Here is a 6,059-nt window from a genome sequence, read left to right as displayed (position 1 = left end):
AACCTCAAAGTCCCCCTTGATAAGGGGGATTTAGGGGGATCGGTTTGTCGCTCATATGAAGTATGGTTATAAACCTCAAAGTCCCCCTTGATAAGGGGGATTTAGGGGGATCGGTTTGTCGCTCATGGGAGATAAACTTAATATATTTATAATCAAAATACCTTCAGTTTACTCATCGAACCCGCAAAACATTTATTGCATTTTGTAAACCTTCGCGACTGAATTCAAACATTGGTAGCAAGGGTCTAATCTCACCAGCAGTTGTCCCATTCCAACGGTTGCACGGCATGGGATTAAGCCAAGCCATGGCACGCACGTGCTGTTTGAGTTGTCCTAGAAAGGCTTTGGTCAATTCAATCCGCTGAGGGTTAAGTCCACCACGAGCAGCACCACCATCGCTAAACATCAAAACTACAGTCCACTGCACAGCAAGCTGGGAGAGAATCATGGTAATGGATTCTGCTTCAAGCTGATCACGGTCGTGATAGAGGTAATCCACTGGACAATTGTGAAAATAGTAGATAGTGGTTTTACCCCAGCGTCCAGCTTGTAAGGCAGTTTCTGTTAGCCGATGGGATAGTCGATGAAAGGGTATCATTGAGCCACCTTGGTCGATTAACAGTAATAGCTCCGTACGATTGACCCTAGGGGAGATAAAGACAGGCTCTAGCAATAGACCTTGCCGTCCAATCTGGTTAACGGTTGCTTCGATGTCTAGTTCTGTCTTAGCTCCTTCCCTGACCAGACCCCGCAAGTAACGCCAGCTTTGTTTCATTTGCCTACGGGTAACGGGACAGTATCCTGTAGTGATCACAATGCGATCGCTAAACCCTGGCTTAGTCTTACGAGAACTCTGCCTTACTGTTTTCGCTATTTGTACTTCATCTACTCCCGAAATGATTAGTACTGGCTTAAACAGCGTTTCTTGGGGACGATTGCGAGATTTAATAATGTCCCGAAATACCCATATAGTCAATAAATATCCTCCACCTATAGTTAGGATAACTGGCCAATTACTCAATAAAAATATCGTATTATTTTCACCAGTATTTGGAATAAAATTAGGGGCGTTAACGTTAGGATCTTGGTTTTCTGGAGCTGGTTTTTCTGGTGTGCTTTGTGCTTCTGGGTTTATCTGATTTGTTTGCTTTGGAGTAATGAAATTCCCTATAATAATGCCAATTCCAATAAGAATTACTCCTCCTATTAACCAATAACCAAGTCTTGGGAAATAGTTATTTTGCTTTTTCTCAATCTCGCCTTTGGGCAACGTATCGAAATTATCTAAAGCTATACTAGTTGGAATAAATTCTTTAATAAATTCGTCAAAGTACTTATCAAAAATATGCTTTTCTTCTTGCGACTTCACCCATAAGGTACAGCACAAACGTGCCAACGCTTCCCGGTCTGGAATCCCAAAACCAGCCTGCAATGCCCGCAATAAGGCTTCATACTCACCAATTCCCAAGGGTAAGCCAGCGTCTTGCAGTTTTTCAAACAACTCCATTAGGGGTAAGTCATTGACCTTCATAGCCTTTTTGGGTTTAGATAGCGCATATGGTCATTGACGCTTTTCAGCAATACACCAGGATAGGGGAGTTTTCCATCCAATTGTGCCAAAATTTCATCGGTGGGATGGCGGCGCAGTACCTTGAACCAATCAATTAATTCGCTAGTACTAACTTTTTTACCAGTATTCCCTTTATGCTTTTCCATTTCCCGACGCAATTCCTGAAAGCGACTTACAGTCTTCTTCACTAGCATCTCCGGTGATTTCGGAAAATGAGCATTAAGAATGTCAATTAACTGGTGATAAGGAAACTCAACATAATGAAATAAACAGCGCCGTAAGAAAGCATCCGGTAAATCTTTCTCGTCATTGCTGGTAATAAAAACAATTGGGGCTTGGTTGGCTATTACTTCCTCACCGGTTTCATCTACAGTAAATTGGCGTTGATCAAGTTCCATTAATAAGTCGTTAGGAAAGTCAATATCCGCCTTATCAATTTCATCAATTAACACCACTGTCAGGGTTTCACTCCGAAACGCATTGCCTAAGGAACCCCAACGTACATAGGTCTCGGGATTACTAATACGGGGGATATCCTCTGGTTTAATCATGCCGGTTGCGGCTAACTGGGCATCCCGCAAACGAGCCACAGTATCATAGGTGTAAAGACCATCCTTTGCCCGAGTAGTGGATTTGACAGCCCAGACTCTCAAAGGCAACAAGTTTAGTTCATAAGCCACAGCATGAGCCAAGCGGGTTTTACCACATCCCGGTTCCCCTTTCAGTAACAAAGGGCGTTCCAGGTAGATCGCTAAATTAACTGCTTCAATTAATTCCCGACTAGGTAGATAAGGGTACAACAATTGTCCCTTGCTGTCTCGTTCTCCAGGCTGCGGTTGTAGTGCTGGATTACCTGTATATTCAGGTTTTGGGTTGTTCAGAGTCTCCACCGTTGCTTTACGTCATTAAACCAATCAACGCCACAGCGATCGCATATTTCTGCCAGTACATACTCGGGAATGCCATTATCACTGTTTTCTAGAACGACTTTAACAGTTTCATCGACCTCATGGGTAAATTCGATCGGTAATTCCTCAGATTCTCGCATCATCCAGTCAATCAATTCATCTTCATCAAATTGATTAATCTTGGGAGATTTGACTGGCATCTGGGGTTGAGTACGGTCTATTTTATCAGAAAATATAGCATCCAAATTCCCCACAGTGCCTTCGTAGTCTACTAAAAACATCAATAATTTGAAGCGACTGGCACTAGGGTTAACCTGGCGAGCGTTAGTTGCCAAAGGTGTCCAGAACTCACGGATCAGTTGATCTAAATAGGCTTCTGGCATCACATTTACATCATGGAAGACCAGTAGCACATTCTGGGTTTGCCAGTAGCGATAAACTCGTTCAGTAATAGCAGTAACTGACGCTCCCTTTCTCCACAAACCAACCTGATTACCCAGTTCACGCCAAAGGGTTTTGATATCCGTTCTGCGAGCTTTTCTCGCTAAATTAACTTTGATAACTTTGCCATTAATAGTATTAGGAAGATGTTTTTCTACTAAGCGATTCAATAACCAACGTTGTCCGTAGTCTGGATCGCCATGAATTAAAAAAGCCGCGACAGACTGTGTTCGGATTAACCTAAAAAATAAGCGTTCCTGGTCCTCGTAACCAAGCTTTACTAATACCTTATAAAGCTGATCACCATCTAAAACCCGCCAAATTCTATCAAGGGCACCAATGGATATGGCTAAACCAGTTTTACCATCCCCTTGTCGATGGCTAACTACTCCCAAAAGCTCACCACTAGCTTCATCCACCACCGGCGAACCACTATAACCACGCTGTAGCCCATAGTCATCAACAATGTGCAAATCCCAACTTTGAATTCTTTCCCCTGATTGTTTCAACTCTAATCCCACTTGCTCCCCTAGGGTACCGTGCAGTGGTCGGATTAAATGGTCCTTAGCAAATAATTGAAAGCCAGCAGTTAGGAAAGAGTTACCCTTCTCACCAAATCCTTCTTCTCGGTGTAATTCTGGCTTATTCCAAAGTCCATCTACTCTCAACACTGCCAAATCCAATCCATGATCTTCCCCAGAAGCAATCACCGTGCCAGGGATGCCATCAGCTTTGACATTCTCTGGCCCACCAACCTCTTTCACCACATGAGCACAAGTCAACAAGAAAGCGGTGCCACTAACCTGGCGAATCACAAAACCAGTGCCAAAACCAGTGATTTTAGGGTCACAACTGGTAATTAAAACCACTGACTGCTGTAGTTCTTCTGGGGTCATTCTTTAGGAAAGGGAACAGGGAATAGGGAACAGGGAATAGGGAACAGGGAGTAGGGAGTAGGGAGTAGGGAGTAGGGTATCAAAAATTATCACAATTCCTATAGGAATTGCTAGTAATTAATCAATTAATCTTTGGGTTTCAGTACCAGTTTCACTTTCAGGTTAGCATTTGCCGTTGACTTAGTAATATATAAATTACCTTCTCCTTCAAAACTAAACCCCAATTCTACCTCAGCCTGTTCAATATCCATCTCCTTATTCAGCTCTTTCCAAGTCTGAGCAATGGGCTTGCACGTCTTCACCAAGAGCGGTCTAATCTTATCGAAAGTAGCACTAACTTTATCAGCAAAACCACCAGCGATAGGTTCGACTTGATTCCCTGGTACTTCTACTTCTACTAAAGTGCCATCTTCTAATTCAATCAGTTTAGTTGCCATTACAATTTGCTACCTTAAGTTTATATAGGTTAAGTTATCAGCTTAAGCGCTACGCGCACGCTACGCGAACAGCTTTGAGTTATTATCTATCATATATATAGCAATTATACGACTTGTGAGGTACAAATTTCTGGTTTTTAGGGAGCAGGGAGCAGGGAGCAGGGAGCAGGTAAGAGGGAACAGGGAACAGGGAACAGCACAAAAATTATGTGTACCTCATTAGGTTAACAAAATCTATATCTCGGTTGTAAAGTCATCGATTGCCGATTCCCGACTCCCGACTCCCGACTCCCGACTCCCGACTACCTAACAAATTTGTTACAAAAGTTTTTAAAATATGTTATAATAAAAGATTATTTTGTGTTAGTATAAAAATGTGGCCATTAAACGTCCACGGGAAGAGCCAGCCCACAGATTTTCGCGGGTCTCCGGCTGGCTCTTGGTCCCCATCTAAGGAGATACATAAATTATGTCCTATTCTGAACGCCTTCATCCGTGGGTGATAGTTCGGTTATTGCCCAAAATGCAACGAGTGATTGTGGCTCGGTTCCGCAAGCGGTCGGATGCAGAGGGTCACTTGCAGGCACTGAAACGACTGATGCCCGATGCTCAATTTATTATTATTTTTGATTTAGGGAAGCCGATGGAACAAGACTCTGAAGACTCTTAGGGATTTGGGTGATTCGTGATGCTATAGCGCTGCACCCAAGTAAGGATTAAGCTATCAGCTGACAGCTGATAGCTGTTCGCGTAGCGTGCGCGTAGCGCTTAAGCTTACCTATTTACGACAAAAACTTCAAACCTAAAAACAAAGCAGCAATTGTTCCGGAAACACAAATTTCTCCTTGTTCAATTTTTTTCATAACTTCGTCTATAGGTACCAAAACAATTTCCACCTCTTCCGTAATATCTAGATTTTGGATACCCGATGGTTGAGCTTGCTCCGCCATAATTAAATGAATTGTATTGGTATCTTTTACCGGATTATCATATAAGGTTGCTAAGGAAACCATATGCTCGGAAACATAACCAGTCTCTTCTTCTAATTCCCTAGCAGCTGCCTTTAGACTATCTTCTTCCCTTGAGTTGAAACCACCCCCAGGGAGTTCCAATAAAATTTCTCCCACTCCATGGCGATATTGACGGACAAAGACAACATTGCGATCGCAAGTAATTGCCAGTATCAGCACAATATCCGGTCTAACATTGATGAAGTAGTCATCAACAATTTCACCACTTGGCAATTCTACTTCATCTTGCCTAACTCGACACCATTTATTGTCAAAAACCAACTTTGATTTAAGGGTTTTCCATGGCTTTATTGAATTCATTGAATTACTGAATAATGACAAAACTATCAGTTAAAGTATTAAGGGTGTTCGCGTAGCGTGGCCAATAGGCCAAGGTTACAGATTACAGGTTACAGGTTACAGGTTACGGGTGGTAGGTTACAGGTTACAGGTTACAGGTTACAGGTTACAGGTGGTAGGTTACAGGTGGTAGGTTACAGATTGGGTTACAGGTTGTATGTAGGTTAGAGGTTAAACGTTGTCGGAACCGGTTATCTGGCAAACCTATTCCTCATCATTGTCCTAGTAGACTTAGTAGAGTATAACCTTGGCCTATTGGCCACGCTACGCGAACAAGCTACCCTACAAGGGAAGCCTCAGGCGAACAACCAACTCACCTTGGCCTTTGGCCACGCTACGCGAACAACTAAACAACCTTCCACCAACTAACCTCCAACCTTCCACCAACTAACCTTCAAGCTTCCACCAACTAACCTTCAACCTTCCACCAACTAACC

At 42.9% G+C, this 6,059-nt stretch carries 6 protein-coding genes; 1 reads left to right on the top strand and 5 read right to left on the bottom strand.

The annotated features are described in order from the left end of the window. Positions 1-172: 172 nt before the first annotated feature. From AC4II3_RS05560 to AC4II3_RS05545, 4 genes are all read right to left on the bottom strand, one after another. Entirely contained in the window at positions 173-1,531 is a 1,359-nt protein-coding gene (locus AC4II3_RS05560; RefSeq protein ID WP_488006526.1) for a hypothetical protein, read from the bottom strand. After that, positions 1,528-2,460 carry an AAA family ATPase gene (locus AC4II3_RS05555; protein ID WP_488006528.1) on the bottom strand — a complete coding sequence of 311 codons (933 nt, stop codon included), beginning with the start codon at positions 2,458-2,460 and terminating at the stop codon, positions 1,528-1,530. The genes AC4II3_RS05560 and AC4II3_RS05555 overlap by 4 nt, the downstream gene beginning before the upstream one ends. After that, positions 2,448-3,815: a trypsin-like peptidase domain-containing protein gene (locus tag AC4II3_RS05550; protein WP_488006530.1), complete on the bottom strand. Its 1,368-nt coding sequence runs from the start codon at positions 3,813-3,815 to the stop codon at positions 2,448-2,450. Before AC4II3_RS05550 ends, AC4II3_RS05555 begins: the two co-directional genes overlap by 13 nt. Before the next feature lie 125 nt (positions 3,816-3,940). After that, the gene (locus tag AC4II3_RS05545) at positions 3,941-4,252 is read right to left on the bottom strand and encodes a CU044_2847 family protein (protein WP_488006532.1); all 312 of its coding nucleotides are present in this window, start codon (positions 4,250-4,252) and stop codon (positions 3,941-3,943) included. Between the two features lie 469 nt (positions 4,253-4,721). Between AC4II3_RS05545 and AC4II3_RS05540 the strand changes: the two genes are divergently transcribed. Further along, on the top strand, positions 4,722-4,922 hold the full coding sequence (locus AC4II3_RS05540) for a hypothetical protein (protein WP_488006534.1): 201 nt from the start codon (positions 4,722-4,724) through the stop codon (positions 4,920-4,922). Between the two features lie 112 nt (positions 4,923-5,034). On the opposite strand, the gene AC4II3_RS05535 is transcribed toward AC4II3_RS05540, so the two are convergent. After that, a complete protein-coding gene (locus AC4II3_RS05535) occupies positions 5,035-5,583 on the bottom strand; it encodes an NUDIX hydrolase (RefSeq protein ID WP_488006536.1) in 549 nt (182 codons plus the stop codon). Positions 5,584-6,059: the final 476 nt, after the last annotated feature.

It is taken from the genome of Moorena sp. (assembly GCF_982860115.1).
The sequence above is the reverse complement of the archived record's forward strand: the minus strand, read 5'-3'. Positions and strand labels throughout refer to the sequence as shown.